We start from the raw sequence: 18,092 nt of genomic DNA on the forward strand, positions 1-18,092 counted from the left end.
TCTTTCCTCACGATCGGCAAAGCTTCGGTCCCGCAAAAGGGGACCTAGTTCAGTTTAGTTGAGCCTGCGGGCGCCGCGGTGGCGGGGTACGACGGCGGAGCAACAGGAAGCAGCGCCGTTCCGGCTGCGGCAACATCAGCGGACATCTCCCACACCCGCTTCAAGGCGCAGAACTTCCACCAGTGGTGCTTGAGAACGTCCGGATTGGCCCGCTGGGGACGCACTTCAGTCTCGCCAATGGCCACGGCAAGCAGAACAGGGTTCTCGCCGTATTTCCACGGTTCCCACTCCCCTGCCACCGGATCCACGAGGCTTTCCTCGGCCTTCATGCCCGCGACCAGTTGCATCACCACTTTGTCATCGAGGGGTTTTACGGTTCCATCACGGGTGGTGCCCTTGGTCTTGTAGTCGATCAGGCAGATCCGGCCGTTGATTTTGGCGACGAGGTCAAGGGTTCCGGCGTAACCGACGCTGGCGTTCCACACAGTGATTTCGGGGGCTATGGGCTCCACGCGGTACAGCTCCCACCATTCGTCGAAGCGGGCTGCGAAGGCTTCCTCGCCGTTTGAGGCGAGCTCACCGAGGGCTTCCTTCACTCGGTGTGGGCGTCCGAGGGCCTGGAGGGCTACTTGTTCGCAGTAGTTATGCACACGGTCGCCGCGGCGTGCGGCGTCGTCCCGGTACACCTCGGCCGCTTTGGCTGCTTTGTTGACGGCCTGCCGCATCTTGGCAGGACTGGAGAGATGCTGCGGAAGTTCCGGGTCTTTCGCAAGGCTGCTCGCACCCATGTAGCCGAACCAACCGTCCAGGGAGTGGGCCTGCTGGCCGATCACCGTGGTGATGGAAGGGACAGAGAAGGACTCGGACGTGGACCGGGCGTACATCCGGCCGTATTCGGTGGCGTGGGCAAGCAGTGGATCTGTCATGGGAAAACTCTTTCACACACCGCTGACAGGAAGACGCGCACGGGGTCGGATCGCCCCTACCCCGTAACGAAAGAGGCACGGATGCACGGCGAACCGGATTCGTTGACCCCCGATGCCATAATTGGTCACGTCCTCGGCTACGGGAGCGAACAATGGTCCTCGATATAACAACCCTGCGGGTGGCCCTTGGCGTGGTCGCCCTTACCCAGCTCCTTCTGTTCTACGCATCGTTTCGGCGCACGCGGTCGTCCTACAACGGATGGTGGTGCATCGCCCTCCTTTTCTTCCTCTCCGGGAACCTAGCATTCCTTCTCAACGGGACACCGCATCAAGTCTGGGCAAATCCGTCGGGGAACGTCCTCCTGGTAGGTGGAGCGTTCAGCGTGTGGACCGGTGCCCGATCCTTGAGGATGCTGCCGCCGCCAAAGTGGCAATTTGCCGCGGCGTGTGGCATCACGGCCCTCGCCTCTGTCTTGGAAAGCCCTGGTTACAACACGTGGTCCGGAGGCTTGGTGTATCTGGGTTTCATGACGCTTGGCATCGCGCTGGCTTCCCGCGATCTGTGGCTACTGGATTCCAGTTACTCCCATGTCCACAAATCGATGGCCCTGGCCGCCGGATTCCTGGCGGCTTACTATTTCTGCCGCCTGTCCGTATATGTCGTCGAAGGACCGACCGGCCCAAATTTCCGCTTATATTTTGGCCCGGCCATGGCCAGCTTGGTGACGCTGATACTGCTGGTTGCCGTGTCATTCAGCATGACCGCCCTCAGCAACGACCAGTTGATCAACCGGCTAAGCGAACGCGCTGCCCGTGACAACCTGACCGGGCTCCTCAACCGTGGCACCTTCCTGGAGTTGGCCACCAAGGAACTGCAGCGCCTACAAACCACAAGTTCGGTGGCTTCCTTGATCCTGGCTGACTTGGACCACTTCAAAACGATCAATGATGAGTACGGCCATGCTGCCGGCGACGCCGCGCTCAAAGCCTTCGCGGTTGCCTGCACGGAATCGGTACGGTCCACCGACTTGGTTGGACGATACGGTGGCGAAGAGTTCATCCTTCTCCTGCCTGGAGCGAGCCAGGAACGGGCTGAGGGCATCGCGGCCGACATCAATCGCGCATTGGCGGAAACCAAACGCCTCGCGGGCATTCACATTCCAACGGCGAGCTACGGCGTTACTGCTAGCTCGCACGACGGCGTCGACCTCTCAGCGATGATCGCTGCCGCAGACGCGGCCCTCTACCAAGCCAAGTCCCTCGGAAGGAACCGGGTGGTCAGGGCAGCCCCTCATTCGTGAGCGCATCAGGGATTTCACGAGCAACGACAAGAGGCCCTGTTCGAAACATGAACCATGTTTCGAACAGGGCCTCCCTTGGTGGGCGATACTGGGTTCGAACCAGTGACCTCTTCGGTGTGAACGAAGCGCGCTACCACTGCGCCAATCGCCCGTGCACAAGAAGACTAACCGACCCCAGCCGGAATTCAAAAATCGGGAAAACGGGAGGAAAAGTCGCTCGGAAACTCACCCGTCGCCAAGACGCATCGGAAGAGACAATCCAGCGCCTCCACGGTTCAACAACTCCCACGAAAGGCGCGAAACGGCCGATGAATCACAGCCATGTAACTCGCAAAACCCGCGCCAATTCAAGGAAGTTGAGGACATTGCTTTCGATTCGGGCCGATCGATTTGGAGTTTCCCGGAACCTCCTATAGAGTTTTTACTCGTCGGAAAGCGACGGAATGCCCCGTGCGGGCAGGCCGCCGAATAAGACTATGCGGACGTAGCTCAGCTGGTAGAGCACCACCTTGCCAAGGTGGATGTCGCGAGTTCGAATCTCGTCGTCCGCTCGCAGGACACTGTCACGGCATTGACTTCTTGGAACCCCAGGAATCGTGCTTACACGGTGGGTTGGCCGAGAGGCGAGGCAGCGGCCTGCAAAGCCGTATACACGGGTTCGAATCCCGTACCCACCTCGGTGAAAACCTTGGTTTCCGGTCCAGGCCGGATAGCATTTGGGCGATTGGCGCAGCGGTAGCGCGCTTCCCTGACACGGAAGAGGTCACTGGTTCGATCCCAGTATCGCCCACCAAGGCAAGGCAACTTGCTTGTTGATGAACGTTCGGCCCAGGCCGGAGTGGTCATCATGTGCGGACGTAGCTCAGCTGGTAGAGCACCACCTTGCCAAGGTGGATGTCGCGAGTTCGAATCTCGTCGTCCGCTCCAACCTACCGGCTTCCGGCAATCGCCAGCCTTCAAAACAGCGCCACCATCCAAGCAGCTCCGCGGAGCTGCTTTTTTTGTGTCCACAGCCGCAGCAGGCACGCCGCCCAACGGAAAGATCGGCAGAACTGATCAATACCACTCAGCAAAAATCACTTTATCCAATGTGATTCGGATCGCATACTTTTCTTCAGACCCAATTCGTCCACGCCAACAGGCAGGAGTACACGGTGAATCAACAAACACTCGTCCGTTCGATCATGAGGAAGAAACCTATTGACGACATCGAGGAGGAAAGCAAGCACAGCGGGCTCTTCAAAAGCCTGGGCCTCTGGCAGCTGACGGCCATCGGCGTTGGCGGCATCATCGGCGTCGGCATCTTCTCCTTGGCCGGCCTGGTCGCCCACGGAAGCAAAGACACCCCCGGCGTTGGCCCTGCGGTGCTGATCTCATTCCTGGTGGCAGGCCTTGCCTCGGCCGCCGCGGCCCTTTCCTACGCAGAATTCGCCGGCATGATTCCCCGCGCCGGTTCGGCCTATACCTATGGCTACGTTGCCCTGGGCGAGGTCATCGGTTGGTTTATCGGCTGGGACCTGCTGCTTGAGTACATCGCGATTGTCGCCGTCGTCGCGATCGGAATTTCCGGCTACTTTGATGCGTTCCTGTCCGGAGTCGGCATCCACATGCCCACCTGGATGACCTCGACCGTGGACGAAGGCAAGGGCGGCGTCATCAACCTGCCCGCCATCCTGGTCTGCCTGCTGGTCACCTGGATCCTTAGCCGCGGAACCAAGGCGTTTGGCCGCTTCGAACTTGTGGCCGTGGCAATCAAAGTGGTGCTCATTCTGTTCATCATCGGCCTGGGCATTTTCTACATCAACACCAACAACTACAACCCGTTCATGCCCAGCGGCTTCGGTCCGGTGCTGGCAGGCTCCGCCACCGTCTTCTTCGCAGTGTTCGGCTACGACGCCATGAGTACTGCGGCCGAGGAAGCCACGGATGGCAAGAAGCACATGCCGAAAGCCATTGTTCTGTCTCTTGTCATCGCCATGCTCCTCTACGTTGCAGCGACCCTGGTGCTCACGGGAATGCAGAACTACAAGGACATCAACCCCACCGCGGGTTTCGCCTCCGCCTTCACCGGCGTCGGCTTGCCCGTCATCGCAACTATCATCTCCGTGTTCGCAGTCCTGTCCATCCTGACCGTGATGCTGACCTTCCTCCTGGGCGTCACCCGCGTCTGGTTCTCCATGAGCCGCGATGGCCTGCTCCCGGGCTGGTTTGCCGGAACCGACAAGCACGGAACCCCGCAGCGCGTCACGTGGATCGCTGGCATCGCTTCGGCCTTGCTCGCAGGAGTCTTCCCGATCAAGGCTGTTGCCGACCTGACCAATATCGGCATCCTCGCCGCGTTTGTGGTGGTGTGCTTGGCGGTGATCGTCTTCCGCTACAAGAAGCCCAACGCTCCTCGCACCTTCAGGCTGCCTCTCATGCCGCTGGTTCCCGCCTTCGGCGTCCTCGCCTCGGCCTTCCTCATGATCCAGTTGCATTGGGAAACCTGGCTGCGCTTTGTGGTGTGGCTGGTCATCGGGCTAGTGATCTACTTCAGCTACGGCCGCAAGCATTCGCTCATGAATCCGGACAGTCCGCGGCACCAGCAGATTTGACCGCCGGGATGGGTCACTGACATCCCCCGTCAAACCAGACCTTGGCACCCCCAAGGTCTCGGGTTAGGATCGAGAACGGAGGAGCGATCTGGCTCCGCGATTGAAGGGAGGTGCCCGTGGGATTACTTGACGATCTGAAGGGCAAGGCTCAGGATCTCATTGGTGGCAATGAAGAAGCCGTCAAGGACGGCATCGAAAAGGCCGGCGATTTCATCGACGACAAGACCGGTGGAAAGTTCACCGATCAAGTAGATGCAGTTCAGAATGCAGCTTCCGATTTCGTGGGCAACCTCGACGGCGACGCTGACAAGGCTCCGGCCTAGGCAGCTCCCTCCGCGGATGAGGCTCCACAACCGGTTTATCCGGCCCGAGCTCCCGATTACAGTTACGTCAACGGGGCACCGGTCCCGCCGCGAGGCGCCGCCGGTGCCCTAGGCGTTTAACCGCCAAGTCCTCTTGGCTAGCGCTTAACCGCCATCCCAGCCGAGTGCCGGCTCCGGTAACGTGGGTGTCTATGCCAGCGTCACCTCTCCAGACCGGACAGCCACGCCCGATTTCCGCCTCCCGGCAGCTCTCCCGCCCTCTTGTGGCCGGAATCGTCACCGCGTTGGTCGGTTTCACTTCCTCCTTCGCCGTGGTCCTCGCAGGCCTGAGGGCCGTTGGGGCCACACAAGAGCAGGCCGCCAGCGGGCTCCTTGCCCTCACCCTGACCTTCGGGGTCGGCGTGCTCTGGCTGTCCTGGCGATCACGATTGCCTGTCACGCTAGCGTGGTCGACGCCGGGCGCCGCCTTGCTCGCTGGGGCTGGAACGCCCGACGGCGGGTGGCCGTCCGCCGTCGGCGCCTTCCTTATCGCCGGTGCGCTCATCACCCTGACCGGATTGATTCCGCCCCTCGGCAGGCTCATCGCGAGGATTCCCACGGCCCTCGCCCAAGCAATGCTCGCCGGGGTGCTCCTGTCCCTCTGCCTTGCCCCGTTCAAAGCCCTGGGCACCGCTCCCCTGTTGGTGGCTCCCGTGATCCTCTGCTGGCTGATCATGATGAAGCTGGCACCCCGTTGGTCCGTCCCAGCGGCACTAATGGTGGCGCTCGCGGTCATGGGGTTCTACATCGTGCTGAACGGCGTGAGTATTCCCGCGAACCGCCTCTTGCCCGAATTGCACTGGACAACCCCCGCTTTCACGCTCAGCGCGGCAGCCGGCATCGCCCTGCCGTTGTTCATTGTCACCATGGCATCCCAGAACATTCCGGGGGTGGCCGTGCTGAAGTCCTTCGGCTACACCGTCCCGTGGCGGCCGTCGATGCTGGTGACCGGGGCAGGGACGGTGCTAGGGGCACCTTTTGGGGGGCACGCGATCAACCTGGCCGCGCTGAGCGCAGCGCTGGCAGCTGGAGAAGAGGCGGGCGAAGACCGGGGCCGGCGCTGGATCGCCGCCTTCACGTCGGGCCTTGCCTACCTCGTCCTTGCGGCCTTTTCCGCAGCCCTCGTGGCCGTCGTGGCGTCCGCACCGCCTGGGCTTTTGGAAGCCGTTGCGGGCTTGGCCCTCCTTGGCACGATGGCCTCCGCCGTCGCTTCGGCGCTTGCCGTCGCAGAAGAGCGCATCGGAGCATCGGTGACGTTCCTGATCGCTGCGTCGGGCCTTAGTTTCGCGGGGATCGGCGCAGCGTTCTGGGCACTGGCCGCCGGAATCCTGGTGCGTTGGGTACTCAAGGACCGGAAGCCCCAAAAGTAGCGTTGGGCAGCTTAGGAGGGTTCGTGGTTCTGGCCCTCACGCGCCAAGGCAGTCAAGCGGGACACAGCGCGGAAGTACTTCTTCATGTACCCGCCGGTCATCATGTCCTCTGTGAAGAGCTTGTCGAACGGCACACCGCTCGCGAGGATCGGGACGTCCTTGTCATACAAACGGTCGGCCAGCACCACGAAGCGAAGGGCAACAGCCTGCTCGGTGATGGTTTCCACGTCCCGCCAAACAACGGCATCGATTCCTGCGATCAGCTTGCGATACCGGCTGGGGTGGACGCCGGCGAGGTGGTCGATCAAGCCGCGGAAGTCGTCGACAGCCACGGTCTGGCCATCGAATTCAGCGTGCATCTGGCGCTTGAGGTCCTCGGTCTTCAGCGGTGCCGGTGCGGCGGGCAAGCCGCGGTGCCGGAAGTCTTCGCCGTCAATCCTGACAACATCGAACTGGTCGGCGAGGACCTGGATCTCCCGTTGGAAGTCGACGGCGGCAAAGCGGCCCTCGCCGAGTGAGCCGGGAAGGGTGTTGGACGTCGCAGCGAGCTTGACGCCGGCGTCGGCCAACTCCCGCATGAGTCGGGACATCAGCACCGTGTCTCCCGGATCGTCGAGCTCAAACTCATCAATGCAGACCAGCTTGTAGCTGCTCAGGGCTTCAACGGTTTTACGGAAGGACAGGGCGCCCACGAGGTTGGTGTATTCGACGAACGTTCCGAAAGCCTTCGGCCCCGGAGCCGAGTGCCAGAGAGACGCCAGCAGGTGGGTCTTGCCGACGCCGAATCCACCGTCAAGGTAGATGCCGGCCCTGTTGTTGACCTTCTTGCTGAAAAGACGCTTGAACAGGCCGTCTCCGTCGCCGGCACCGATCGTTGCCCCGAAGGCCTCCAGGGCCTTGACTGCCGCCGCCTGGCTCGGCTGGTTGGGATCCGGCCGGTAGCTGGTGAAGGACACCTCGCCGAACCGTGGCGAAGGGTAGAAACCCTTGAGAATCTCATCCGCTGAGACCGCCGGCGTGCGCGCGGCGAGCTGTTCGATCTGTACCAAGGCGGTCCGTTCTTTGTGTCGTAAGTCCCCAGCAAGAATACCGGCAATATCATGGGCTCGACGGACACGTGATCAAGGCCATATTTCACCATATGAACGAGGAAGAGCTTTAGTCCCCCGCCCTCGATAATGTGGGATCAATGCCGGGCACGTCCTCATGCCCGGCGCCGCCCGGTGTCAGTGAAAGTGTCAGTGAAAGGCCATACCAATGTCCTACCCCGTTGAACAGAACGAGAAGTTCGCCGCGTACGCCCACCCCGAGCGTCTGGTGTCCACCGAGTGGCTTGCCGCAGCCCTTGAAGGCGGCGCGCTCGGCGACGGCAAGCTGGTGGTTGTCGAATCCGACGAAGACGTCCTCCTGTACGAGACCGGCCATATTCCAGGCGCAGTCAAGATCGACTGGCACACGGACTTGAACGACGAAGTCACCCGGGACTACGTCGATGGCGCGGCTTTCGCAACCCTGGCGGCCGCAAAAGGCATCTCGCGCGACACCACTGTGGTGATCTACGGCGACAAGTCCAACTGGTGGGCCGCGTACGCCCTCTGGGTCTTCACGCTATTCGGCCACGAAGACGTCCGGCTCCTGGACGGTGGACGCGACAAATGGATCGCCGAGGGCCGCGATATCACCACCGACGTCCCCCAGCCGGTTCCGGGCGAGTACCCGGTCATCGAACGGAACGATGCCCCGATCCGCGCCTTCAAGGATGACGTCCTGGCTCACTTTGGAAAGCCACTGATCGATGTCCGCTCCCCCGAGGAATACACGGGCCAGCGCACGCACATGCCGGCCTACCCCGAAGAAGGCGCCCTGCGCGGCGGCCACATTCCCACCGCCGCTTCCATCCCGTGGGCACGCGCTGCGGCCGAGGACGGCACATACCGCAACCGCACGGAACTTGAGGCTCTCTACCTCGGCGAAGCCGGCCTCGCCGAGGGCGACGACGTCGTGGCGTACTGCCGCATCGGCGAGCGTTCCAGCCACACCTGGTTCGCGTTGAAGTACCTGCTCGGCTTCGAAACGGTCCGCAACTACGACGGTTCCTGGACCGAATGGGGCAATGCCGTACGCGTCCCGATCGTCAAGGGCGCGGAGCGGGGCACGGTCCCCGTCCTTGCCGGAAAGTAACCCTGATTCCCTGTGCCTTGCCATATCGGCCTGCCATATTGGCCTGGCCATATTGAAGTAACGGGCGCCGGACCGGCCCTGACTTGCGTAAGCTGGAAGTGATGAGTACCAATACCTTGCCCGCCGCGTTGGCGGAAATTGTCGATGACTTCCAGGCACTGACCGAGCCGGACCGCCTTCAGTTGTTGCTTGAGTTCTCCCGCGGACTCCCGGCCCTGCCGGAACGGCTGCTGGACCACCCGGAGCTCCTGGAGCAAGTGGTGGAGTGCCAGTCGCCGCTGTTCCTGACCATTGAACAGGAAAAGAACGCCGACGGCGTCGCTTACCGTTTGTTCTTCAAGGCACCACCGGAAGCGCCAACCACGCGTGGTTTCGCGGGTGTCCTGCACGAGGGACTGGACGGATTGACGGCCGCGGAGATCCTGGCAGTTCCGGATGACATGCCGGAACTGCTTGGCCTCACGCGGGCCATCACGCCGCTGCGCATGCGTGGCATGACCGCCATGTTGGGGCGCATCAAGCGCAAGGTCGCCGCAGCGGACCGCCTGCTGTCCTGATCCGGGATACCTCCGAGAATGGCCAAGAAACAGGCTTCACAGGGAACGCCGGCCACAGCCGTACTGGCTGCGGCCGGCGTTTCTTTCACCCTCCACCCGTACGCGCATGATCCGTCGGCGGCCAGCTACGGACTTGAGGCGGCCGAGGTCCTGGGAATCGATCCTGACAGGGTGTTCAAGACCTTGATGGTGGACGTCGAGGGCAAGCTTGCAGTGGGCATCGTTCCGGTCAGTGGAACCCTTGACCTCAAGGCAATCGCCGCCGTGCTTGGATCGAAGAAGGCCACCATGGCCGATCCCCAAGCGGCCGAGCGGCGCACCGGATATGTGTTGGGCGGGATTTCGCCCCTTGGCCAACGTCAGTCATCGCCCACTGTGCTTGACGAATCGGCGTTGGCCTTCGGGACTGTCCTTGTTTCCGGTGGACGGCGCGGCCTCGACATTGAACTGGATCCTGCGGACCTGATCCGGCTCACGAACGCCCGGACTGCCCCGATCGGGAGCCACTAACAAACGCTCAGAGGCTCCCGTAGGCGCCTAAGCCCTAGGACTACAGGTCAAACGGACGGCGGCCCGCTCCGCGGCGCGAGCCTCGGCGCCAACCACGCGTGCACCAGCCGCTCCCACTTCTGCGGATCCACGTTCCACTCTTTGGTGTGTCGCGCTCCTTCGAACGCTTCAAACGTGACCATGTCCGGATTCTTTTCGGCGAGACTGGCTGAAGGTCCGTAGGGAACGTACTCATCGTCCACACTGTGGATCACCAGCGTCGGAGTCCGGAGTTCGACGGCACGTGAATCCCAGTCCATCGCTTTCAAGTCAACGGGGGCGGCCAGGCCGGTGAGGCGTCGGCCGAGGGGGTGCGCCAACATCAGCTGCCCGTAGCGGCCCACAGCGTAGGGAATCCTGTTGATTTGGGCGTGGTGTGCAAGGACGTTGACCCAATTGATCACCGGCGCGTCCAGAACCATGGCCCTGATGACATGGCGGTGGTGGGAAAGGTCAGCTGTCTGCAGGCAGATTGCGCCGCCCATTGACCACCCGAACAAGACCACCTCGTGCGCGCCATGGGCGAGCGCGTACTCAATGGCTGCATCGACGTCGCGCCATTCCGTAGACCCCAGGCCGTATCGCCCGTCGGGGGCAGAGGGTGCCAAGCCGTCGTTCCGGTAGGAAATCAGCAGGCTGTCGAGTCCGAGTTTGCGTGCGGCGCGCACCGCGCGCAGGCCTTCGAGGCGCGTAGCACCGCGGCCATGGACCATGATGGCCCACACCTTTGCGGGCTTTCCCGCACCGGAAGGGATCAGCCACGCCGGGGCTTGGCCGCCCTCGACATCGATCTTTACGTCTTTCGAGTCCAAGCCAAGTGCCGCAGGGGAGTTAAAGACGGCGCCGCTCCACCAACCGCGACGGGCTGTAGACAGGTCCCCGCTGTAGACCTCCTCTACTTCGCGCTGCACGGTGCGCTCTGCGGGCGAATAGGACACGATCCGGCCGATCCGCGCAAACCCGGTCCCCTCGGCGAAAAAGAGGCTGAACACTCCATCGATGGTGGTGTCCGGGGTAGCTGCAAGGATGACCTGAAGTCCGTTGTCACTGCGCACCACCGCCAGTACTTCCTGGTCCGCCTCCCGTACCGAGGGGGTGATGATGCGCCGGGCGAAATAGGCTGCGAGCGCCGAAGATCCGGCGCCCAGCAGGCCGGCAATGCCGCTTCCAGCGATGATCCCCGCGACAGCCCATTTAGCGCGGGTGGACATTTTCGCACCGTTCTCGACGGCCGGCTCAGCTAGGGTCTTGGATGCCATGTGACCATTGTCCCGGTTGCGAGGCTGTGCTTTGAACAGCCGTTCTGTCTGTGTGCTGTCGAGGAGGCACAACCACGGCAGCTCCACAGCCGGGACAGAATTGCCGGGCCAAACCATGCCACCCGGAGCGGCTCAGGTCTACGCTGTAGCCATGAGTGATCCAATCGTCATCCTTACCGAAGAGCCTCTCGGCCCGGACGACCGCGTCAATATTGCCAAACTGCTCGACGGCGGGGACTCGCCCCTGGTGGTGCTGGTGCCGGCGAACACCGAACGGCACTTGCTGGTCGACTTCCTCGAAAACCTTTCGATGCTTGAAGTGGCCAAGGCCTTCCGGGACCTCGTCGCAGAGGCACCTGATCCCCAATCGGAGCGGGCGCAGGCCACGGAAGCCTTGTCGGCCTCCCTCGCTACCTTGGAGGGTCTAGGTGGCGGGGTCACAGGTGAAATCGTGGACGGCGGTGCAGTTGCCGGCTTGGTATCCAAGGTCAAGGCCCTTAACGCCGCACAGGCAGTGGTGGTCACCCGCCCGCACGCTATTGCCGATACCTTCCATACAGATTGGGCGAACAAGGCCCAGGACCAGTTGGGACTACCCGTGCTGCATCTATACGCGGGCTCGGGATTTATCGGCGACTCGTGAGCGTTGAGAGAGCATGAGTACTGCAGATAACAGGAAGTACTTCCAAGCCGCGGATCCCTTGGCCGGGGTACCCCTCCAAGAAGTCCCCAAGGACGGGCAATGCGTGGAGAAGACGGACGCTGAGTGGCGCGAAGAACTTACCCCGGAAGAGTTCAGGGTTCTTCGCGAGGCCGGGACGGAACGCCCCTATACGGGTGAATATTGGGACACACATACTGCCGGCGTCTACCAGTGCCGTGCCTGCGGCGCGGAGCTTTTTACCAGCAATGAGAAATTCGATTCGCATTGCGGTTGGCCCTCTTTCTGGGCACCTCTCGCAGAGGGCACCGTCAGGTACATCCATGACCGCACCTTGGGCATGGATCGCGTAGAAGTCCGCTGCGCTAATTGCGATTCTCACTTGGGCCATGTTTTCGAGGGCGAGGGCTATGGTACGCCGACGGACCAGCGGTACTGCATTAATTCCGTTTCGCTCAAGCTCGTCGAGTCCCCGGCCGGGCAGTAATTCCAATCGGCAACCCCAAGTAGCCGGCGGTCCCCGCGGCCAGCCCTCCCCGGGCTGGACCTTGCGGGGGCTGCCGGAAGCACTTGAACAAGAGTTTCTTATGCTCAAGCCACTTTTGAATTAGCGACTCTGGCCGCTTGCTACGCTCACCTCAGAACAACGATTCTTGAGGAAAGGCACCGTCAACGATGACCACCACCGTTACCACCACTCGTCCGCGCATCACCTCGGACAACCGGGACTGGATCTCCCTGAAGGCCGCAGCCACTGCCCTCCAGGCGTTCCAGGGCCAAGATGGTTCCATCCAGGATGCCCTCCACCACGAGGCCGCCCGGGCATACACAGCCACCATCATGGAGGCCATCAAGAGCCTGGCTCCCGCCTTCCCGCACGACGCTGCCTATCTCGAACTCCTCGTCACGGATTTCGGCCGTTGGGCCGACGCCGGGTTCGGAGTCCCGGACTTCCTCGACTCGCTGCTGGCCTTCCAGCCTCAGGAACACCGCGAAGACGGGCTCCAGCACCTCGTGGTGTTCCCCATGTACACCCAGAACGGCAGCACCAGCCGTCTTGTGGAAGCCGTCCTGATCGAGGTGATCTGGCCCGAGTTCATCGGCGCATTGGAGGCCGGCGACTACTCAAACAAGCTGTTCGTGCCCATCCGTTTCCTGGATTTCACCCCGGGCTACGACACCAATTCGGCCGTTCTCTTTCCCGAGACCGTCGCAGTTCGCCAGACGCCTGCCTTCACGTGGGGTGCCATCTTTGCCGACCGCGAGGCCGCACGCTTCCGCCGTGTCCTCAAGGCAGCCGCGACAACAACATCCCTGCAGCTGCCCGCAGATGCCGCCGAGCTCTTGGATGACCAGGAGCTCACGCAGAGGACCTTCGTCATGTGGGACCTGATCCATGACCGCACCCACATGCGCGGGGACCTCCCCTTCGACCCCTTCATGATCAAGCAGCGCATGCCGTTCTTCCTCTATTCGCTCGAAGAACTCCGCTGCGACCTGACGGCCTTCCGTGAATCCGTCCGGATCGAGAAGGATGAGGAAGCCTCGCCCGACGCCCGACGCCACGCCAAGCTCGTCCAGTACGCCGTCATCTTCGACCGTATTTTCCGCTTCGCCATCACGGGCAACCGGGTCCGCAACTACGACGGACTGGGCGGCCAGCTCCTCTTCGCCTGGATGCACCAGCACCACGTCCTGCACTGGACCGACAGCAAGCTCAGCATCGACTGGGACGAAGCCGCCGCCGTCGTCGTCGAGCTCGGCGCGCAGATCGAGGAACTGTACTGGCGCTCCATCGACCGCCCCAAGGCCGCCCACTGGCTCGCTGCATATAAGCTCATTTCCAGTACGGTCACTCCGCACCCGGCCTCGGTCTGGGCGAAGGGCCCAGAGGCACTGCCACTCGACGGGCCGCCCCGCGGCCTTACCGACCAGGTCCTCGACGATGAATTCCCCCTGTCCATGTTCTACGAAGCACTGGAGAAGAAAATGCGTCCCATCATCGAGTCAACCACGGGCATCACCGGCACTACCGGACTGACCGCAGCCTGATGGCCGGCGATCCGTTGACCGTCGTCGTCACAGGCGGCAGCAACTCCTCGGGCATCGCCGTCGCCAGCGCTTTCGCGGCTGCCGGGCATCAGGTATTTACCGTCGGTTCGGACGACGCCCGTATCAAGGCTGCGGCGGCCGAAGCGGGCGATCGCGTTGTCCCTCTCGTCTGCGATCTTTCAAAACTGGCGTCGGTGCGCGAGCTCGCCTCGAAAATCCGCGGAAGCGCAGAACGGATCGACGGCGTCATCCACCTCGTGGGCGGATGGCGCGGTGCCAAGGGAATCGAAGACCAGCCCGACGAGGACTGGGACGCTCTTGAACAAAGCGCCATCACCACGCTGAGGAACGTTTCGCGGGTCTTCTACAAGGATCTTGAGGCCTCCCCTAGGGGACGCTTCGCCATGGTGAGTTCGACGGCGGTCGCCGCGCCCACTGCGGGAGCCGCCACCTACGCGGCGGCCAAGGCTGCCGCGGAGACCTGGACCCTGGCCGTGGCCGACGGGTTCCGTCGCGATCAAGCAGGCAACTCAGGCAACACGGACGAACCCACGGAACAGCACAGCGCCGCCGTCGTCTTTGTGGTCAAGTCACTCCTGGACGCGGCGATGCGGAGGGAACATCCCGAGCGGAAATTCCCCGGATACACGGACGTCGAGGATCTGGCGGCGGCCGCCGTCGAGCTCTTCGACAAGCCGGCAGCGGAACTGAACGGACAGCGCCTCCTCCTGGCCAAATAGACTGAAAGCGTGAATGAACAAGTGACGAGCATTACAAAAGAATTCCCGGCCGGCCTGGACACCGAAGCCGCAGGACGCCTCCATGATCCCTCGGTCCGCGGATTCGCTTCGGACAACTACTCCGGAGTCCACCCTGAAATCCTTGCGGCCCTCGCAGCAGCGAATGGCGGCCATCAGGTCTCCTACGGTGAGGACCAGTACACGGAGCGGCTCCAGGAAGTCATGGAGCAGCACTTCGGCGCCGGCATCGAGTGTTTCCCGGTCTTCAATGGCACTGGGGCCAATGTGTTGTCGCTGCAGTCACTGCTGCCGCGCTGGGGTGCCGTCATCTGCGCCTCGACTGCCCACATCAACATGGACGAAAACGGCGCACCGGAGCGGATCGGCGGCATCAAGCTCCTCCAGGTCCCTACTCCGGATGGCAAGCTGACTCCCGAGCTGATCGACCGTGAGGCTTGGGGCTGGGGCGACGAGCACCGTGCGCAGCCGCTGGCCGTATCCATCACGCAGACTACGGAGCTCGGCACGTGCTACACGCCGGAAGAAATCCGGGCGATCGCCGACCACATCCATGCCAAGGGCATGAAACTGCACATGGACGGCGCCCGGCTCTCCAATGCTGCTGCCCACCTTGGCGTGCCCTTGCGGATGTTCACCCGCGACGCCGGTGTAGACATTTTGTCCTTCGGCGGCACTAAGAACGGGCTGCTGTTCGGCGAGGTAGTGGTGGCGCTAAACCCGGAGGCCGCACATGGGCTGAAGTTCCTCCGCAAGATGAACATGCAGCTGGCCTCCAAGATGCGCTTCATTTCGGCCCAGTTCATCGCGCTCCTGGAGTCCGGGCTGTGGCTTCGCTCGGCAGCACACGCCAACGCCATGGCCGCGCGGCTGCGTGCCGCGGTGGATTCCATCGACGGTGTGGAACCCACGCAGGCCACCGAGTCCAACGGGGTCTTCGCGGTGCTGCCGGCCGGCGTCGCCGACCGCCTTCGCTCGTCTTTCAAGTTCTATGACTGGAACGAAGCGAACCGCGAAGTGCGCTGGATGTGTTCTTTCGACACCACGGAAGAGGACATAGATTCCTTCGTTGCCGCAATCAAGCGTGAGCTGGCCTCGGCATAGGCCGCTGGACGGGGCGGCGTGGCTTCAAGCTTTCGCCGCCTCGGACACATAATCTGCGAAGGTGAACGCACTCGCACAGGTTCCCGCGGATTTCTTGCATGCGTTGGGAACGCTACGAAAAGCACAGTGCCGGAGTGAGCTGCGGCTCGCGGAGATTCCGGCGCCCTCCCGCTTGGCCCCCTATGCCGTGGCCTTGGGGGCGGAGGTTTTCAGCCGCTCGACGCGTCCTGGCCGAACTCCTGTCCATGGCCCGGCGGCCATCGCATTTACCAAAGAAAACACCCCCGGCGCCTCCGGTTCCGCCGGTACGGCGGATGACGAAGACGATGAACTCGCGACAGGCAGGTTCATCCTCCTCCATGATCCGGACGGCTCGGCGGTGTGGGACGGGGAATTCCGGATCGTCACCTACATCAGGGCCCAGCTGGAAGCCGACATGGGCAACGACGCTATGCTCGGTTCCGTGGCCTGGACCTGGCTCGTGGATGCTCTCGAAAGCCATTCCGCCCAGTACCGGGCGGCGGGGGGAACGGCCACACGCATCCTGTCCGAGAGCTTCGGCACCTTGGCCGAAAGGCCGGAGACCATCGACATCGAACTCCGCGCCTCGTGGACACCAGCGTCTTCCGATGCCCAGGCGCACTTGGAGGCGTGGTGCGACATGGTCTGCACGTTCGCAGGCCTCCCTCCCCTGCCTCCCGGCGTCACGCCGCTGCCACATCGGCGGCTCACATGAAAGAGCTGGAAGCTCGCTGGAATCCCGGCCGGACCGGCCCCGAACAGAGTCGGTAAACTGAAGGCACCATGACCCCTGAAAATCTGGAACCCACCACAGCCGGCGCTCCGGCTGCTGATCCCACCCCACACATCACGGTAGACGGCTTTGAGGGCCGGATACCCGAAATCATCGACCTGGATGCACCACGCGAGGGCGTACCCCTTGTCATCGACACCATGTCCGGCCTGGAGCGGTGCGCCGCCGCCATCGCCGCAGGAACCGGCCCCGCGGGGGTCGACGCAGAGCGCGCCTCCGGGTTCCGCTACGGACAACGCGCTTTCCTGGTACAGATCCGGCGTGACGGCGCAGGTACCTGGCTGATCGACCCCGAGCCCTTCGACGACCTGAAGATCGTCAACGAAGCGCTGAGCGGCGTCGAGTGGATCCTGCATGCCGCGACGCAGGATCTTCCGTGCCTGGCCGAACTAGGCATGTGGCCGGACAAGCTCTTCGACACCGAGCTCGCCGCACGGCTTGCAGGGCTGCCCCGGGTCGGCCTCGCAGCCGTCATCGAGCAACTCCTGGGCTTTGGCCTCGCTAAAGAACACTCAGCGGCCGACTGGTCCACCCGCCCCCTTCCCGAACCGTGGCTGCGGTACGCGGCCCTCGACGTCGAGGTCCTCGCCGAGCTACGCGAAGAACTCATCGAACTCCTGGAAGCGGATGGGAAGCTCGAATTTGCCGAGCAGGAATTCGCCGGCATCCTCGCGGCCGGGCTCCCGGCCCCCCGGGTCGATCCGTGGCGCAAGACCTCCGGCCTGCACCAGATCCGTGATCGCCGCCAATTGGCAGCCGTACGCGAGCTGTGGCACGAACGGGACCAGTTGGCACGCAAGCGTGACGTTGCTCCGAGCCGCCTGATTCCCGATTCAGCCTTGGTCGCCGCGGCAAAGGCCATGCCCACCACCGTTCCGCAGCTCCTGGCCACCAAGGGCTTCCACGGTCGGGCCGCACAGCGGGAAGCACCGCGCTGGCTGCGCTGCATCGCCGCTGTAAAGAACACCGAGGACCTTCCTCCGCTGCATCTTCCAACCAATGCTCCCCCGCCACCGCGCGTCTGGACGGACCGGGATCCCGAGGCCGCAGCGCGCCTGGGCACTGCCCGTCCACGGCTCCAGGTGGCGGCCGACGAGCTCAAACTTCCCGTGGAGAACCTGCTCACGCCGGATTACATGCGGCGCGTGCTGTGGCGGCCGCCGTCGGTCATCACGGTCGAGTCCGTGTCGGAAGAGCTGCGCGCCCTCGGCGCCCGGGAATGGCAAATCGCCATCACGGCGCCGATCCTCACCGAGGCGTCACTGAATCCACAGCCGCTGCCGCCGAAGGAACCCAAAGAGCCTCGGAACCCCGCTCCGAAATCCCACGACGAAAGCCAAGGCAACAACCGGGACGAGAAGGACAGTGCACGTTCCTGATCAATTGGCCCGCAGAGAGCGCGGACGGCCTGCCGCCGGACCGAATGGTCCAGAGGCAGGCCTTTGCCGTCCCCCTGTGACGCGCGCTCACATATCGGACCCTCCGGCATGACGCCCGCTCACATATGGGCTTTTTCCAGGTGCACTCCGCGATAGATGTGAGCGAGGATCCCGCAGGAAGGCGATATATGTGAGTGAGCGTCCGAAATGGATCGCCTTGCGCGC

At 63.0% G+C, this 18,092-nt stretch carries 17 protein-coding genes and 5 tRNA genes; 18 read left to right on the forward strand and 4 right to left on the reverse strand.

Features of this window, described 5'->3' with window-relative positions:
- Nucleotides 1–44 precede the first annotated feature (44 nt).
- Nucleotides 45–926 (reverse strand): cytochrome, encoded by an 882-nt coding sequence (locus AC1DLO_RS12740; RefSeq protein ID WP_476890171.1) that lies wholly within the window; start codon nt 924–926, stop codon nt 45–47.
- A gap of 152 nt (nt 927–1,078) precedes the next feature.
- Here AC1DLO_RS12740 and AC1DLO_RS12745 point away from each other — a divergent pair, with 152 nt between their 5' ends.
- A complete protein-coding gene (locus AC1DLO_RS12745) occupies nt 1,079–2,227 on the forward strand; it encodes a GGDEF domain-containing protein (RefSeq protein ID WP_476890172.1) in 1,149 nt (382 codons plus the stop codon).
- 76 nt (nt 2,228–2,303) lie between these two features.
- Here the strand turns inward: AC1DLO_RS12745 and AC1DLO_RS12750 are convergent.
- A tRNA-Val gene (locus AC1DLO_RS12750) sits at nt 2,304–2,378 on the reverse strand.
- A gap of 327 nt (nt 2,379–2,705) precedes the next feature.
- On the opposite strand from AC1DLO_RS12750, the gene AC1DLO_RS12755 reads away from it, so the two are divergent.
- The 7 genes from AC1DLO_RS12755 (at nt 2,706) to AC1DLO_RS12785 (ending at nt 6,553) form a co-directional block, all read left to right on the forward strand.
- Nucleotides 2,706–2,778: transfer RNA gene (locus AC1DLO_RS12755), tRNA-Gly, on the forward strand.
- Between the two features lie 55 nt (nt 2,779–2,833).
- Nucleotides 2,834–2,904 (forward strand) — tRNA-Cys (locus tag AC1DLO_RS12760).
- Between the two features lie 41 nt (nt 2,905–2,945).
- Nucleotides 2,946–3,020: transfer RNA gene (locus AC1DLO_RS12765), tRNA-Val, on the forward strand.
- Nucleotides 3,021–3,078: 58 nt separating this feature from the next.
- Nucleotides 3,079–3,154: transfer RNA gene (locus tag AC1DLO_RS12770), tRNA-Gly, on the forward strand.
- 257 nt (nt 3,155–3,411) lie between these two features.
- Nucleotides 3,412–4,821, forward strand: a complete 1,410-nt coding sequence (locus tag AC1DLO_RS12775) for an amino acid permease (protein WP_476890173.1) — start codon at nt 3,412–3,414, stop codon at nt 4,819–4,821.
- A gap of 110 nt (nt 4,822–4,931) precedes the next feature.
- On the forward strand, nt 4,932–5,144 hold the full coding sequence (locus AC1DLO_RS12780) for an antitoxin (RefSeq protein ID WP_476890174.1): 213 nt from the start codon (nt 4,932–4,934) through the stop codon (nt 5,142–5,144).
- A 191-nt stretch (nt 5,145–5,335) separates the two neighbouring features.
- Nucleotides 5,336–6,553, forward strand: a complete 1,218-nt coding sequence (locus AC1DLO_RS12785) for a benzoate/H(+) symporter BenE family transporter (RefSeq protein WP_476890175.1) — start codon at nt 5,336–5,338, stop codon at nt 6,551–6,553.
- Between the two features lie 11 nt (nt 6,554–6,564).
- Here AC1DLO_RS12785 and zapE read toward each other — a convergent pair whose 3' ends face one another.
- Nucleotides 6,565–7,602: a cell division protein ZapE gene (gene zapE / locus AC1DLO_RS12790; protein WP_476890176.1), complete on the reverse strand. Its 1,038-nt coding sequence runs from the start codon at nt 7,600–7,602 to the stop codon at nt 6,565–6,567.
- A 208-nt stretch (nt 7,603–7,810) separates the two neighbouring features.
- Between zapE and AC1DLO_RS12795 the strand changes: the two genes are divergently transcribed.
- The 3 genes from AC1DLO_RS12795 to ybaK all read left to right on the forward strand — a co-directional run bounded on the left by AC1DLO_RS12795 (nt 7,811) and on the right by ybaK (nt 9,801).
- On the forward strand, nt 7,811–8,734 hold the full coding sequence (locus tag AC1DLO_RS12795) for a sulfurtransferase (RefSeq protein WP_184739145.1): 924 nt from the start codon (nt 7,811–7,813) through the stop codon (nt 8,732–8,734).
- A 101-nt stretch (nt 8,735–8,835) separates the two neighbouring features.
- On the forward strand, nt 8,836–9,291 hold the full coding sequence (locus tag AC1DLO_RS12800; RefSeq protein ID WP_184739143.1) for a SufE family protein: 456 nt from the start codon (nt 8,836–8,838) through the stop codon (nt 9,289–9,291).
- 18 nt (nt 9,292–9,309) lie between these two features.
- On the forward strand, nt 9,310–9,801 hold the full coding sequence (gene ybaK / locus AC1DLO_RS12805) for a Cys-tRNA(Pro) deacylase (RefSeq protein WP_476890177.1): 492 nt from the start codon (nt 9,310–9,312) through the stop codon (nt 9,799–9,801).
- A gap of 47 nt (nt 9,802–9,848) precedes the next feature.
- Here the strand turns inward: ybaK and AC1DLO_RS12810 are convergent, their stop codons facing one another.
- Entirely contained in the window at nt 9,849–11,099 is a 1,251-nt protein-coding gene (locus AC1DLO_RS12810; protein WP_476890178.1) for an alpha/beta hydrolase family protein, read from the reverse strand.
- Between the two features lie 151 nt (nt 11,100–11,250).
- On the opposite strand from AC1DLO_RS12810, the gene AC1DLO_RS12815 reads away from it, so the two are divergent.
- The 7 genes from AC1DLO_RS12815 to AC1DLO_RS12845 all read left to right on the forward strand — a co-directional run bounded on the left by AC1DLO_RS12815 (nt 11,251) and on the right by AC1DLO_RS12845 (nt 17,867).
- On the forward strand, nt 11,251–11,742 hold the full coding sequence (locus AC1DLO_RS12815) for a hypothetical protein (protein ID WP_184739137.1): 492 nt from the start codon (nt 11,251–11,253) through the stop codon (nt 11,740–11,742).
- Between the two features lie 13 nt (nt 11,743–11,755).
- Entirely contained in the window at nt 11,756–12,247 is a 492-nt protein-coding gene (gene msrB / locus AC1DLO_RS12820) for a peptide-methionine (R)-S-oxide reductase MsrB (RefSeq protein ID WP_260404916.1), read from the forward strand.
- Nucleotides 12,248–12,435: 188 nt separating this feature from the next.
- Nucleotides 12,436–13,812, forward strand: a complete 1,377-nt coding sequence (locus AC1DLO_RS12825; RefSeq protein ID WP_476890179.1) for a DUF6421 family protein — start codon at nt 12,436–12,438, stop codon at nt 13,810–13,812.
- Nucleotides 13,812–14,552 carry an SDR family NAD(P)-dependent oxidoreductase gene (locus AC1DLO_RS12830; protein ID WP_476890180.1) on the forward strand — a complete coding sequence of 247 codons (741 nt, stop codon included), beginning with the start codon at nt 13,812–13,814 and terminating at the stop codon, nt 14,550–14,552. Before AC1DLO_RS12825 ends, AC1DLO_RS12830 begins: the two co-directional genes overlap by 1 nt.
- Nucleotides 14,553–14,561: 9 nt before the next feature.
- Nucleotides 14,562–15,674, forward strand: coding sequence for a threonine aldolase family protein (locus AC1DLO_RS12835; protein WP_476890181.1), 1,113 nt, complete (start codon nt 14,562–14,564; stop codon nt 15,672–15,674).
- 61 nt (nt 15,675–15,735) lie between these two features.
- Nucleotides 15,736–16,410, forward strand: coding sequence for a DUF3000 domain-containing protein (locus AC1DLO_RS12840; protein ID WP_476890182.1), 675 nt, complete (start codon nt 15,736–15,738; stop codon nt 16,408–16,410).
- Nucleotides 16,411–16,478: 68 nt separating this feature from the next.
- On the forward strand, nt 16,479–17,867 hold the full coding sequence (locus tag AC1DLO_RS12845) for an HRDC domain-containing protein (protein WP_476890183.1): 1,389 nt from the start codon (nt 16,479–16,481) through the stop codon (nt 17,865–17,867).
- Nucleotides 17,868–18,092 lie beyond the last annotated feature (225 nt).

The sequence above is a fragment of the Arthrobacter sp. 01T419 genome, from assembly GCF_056398865.1.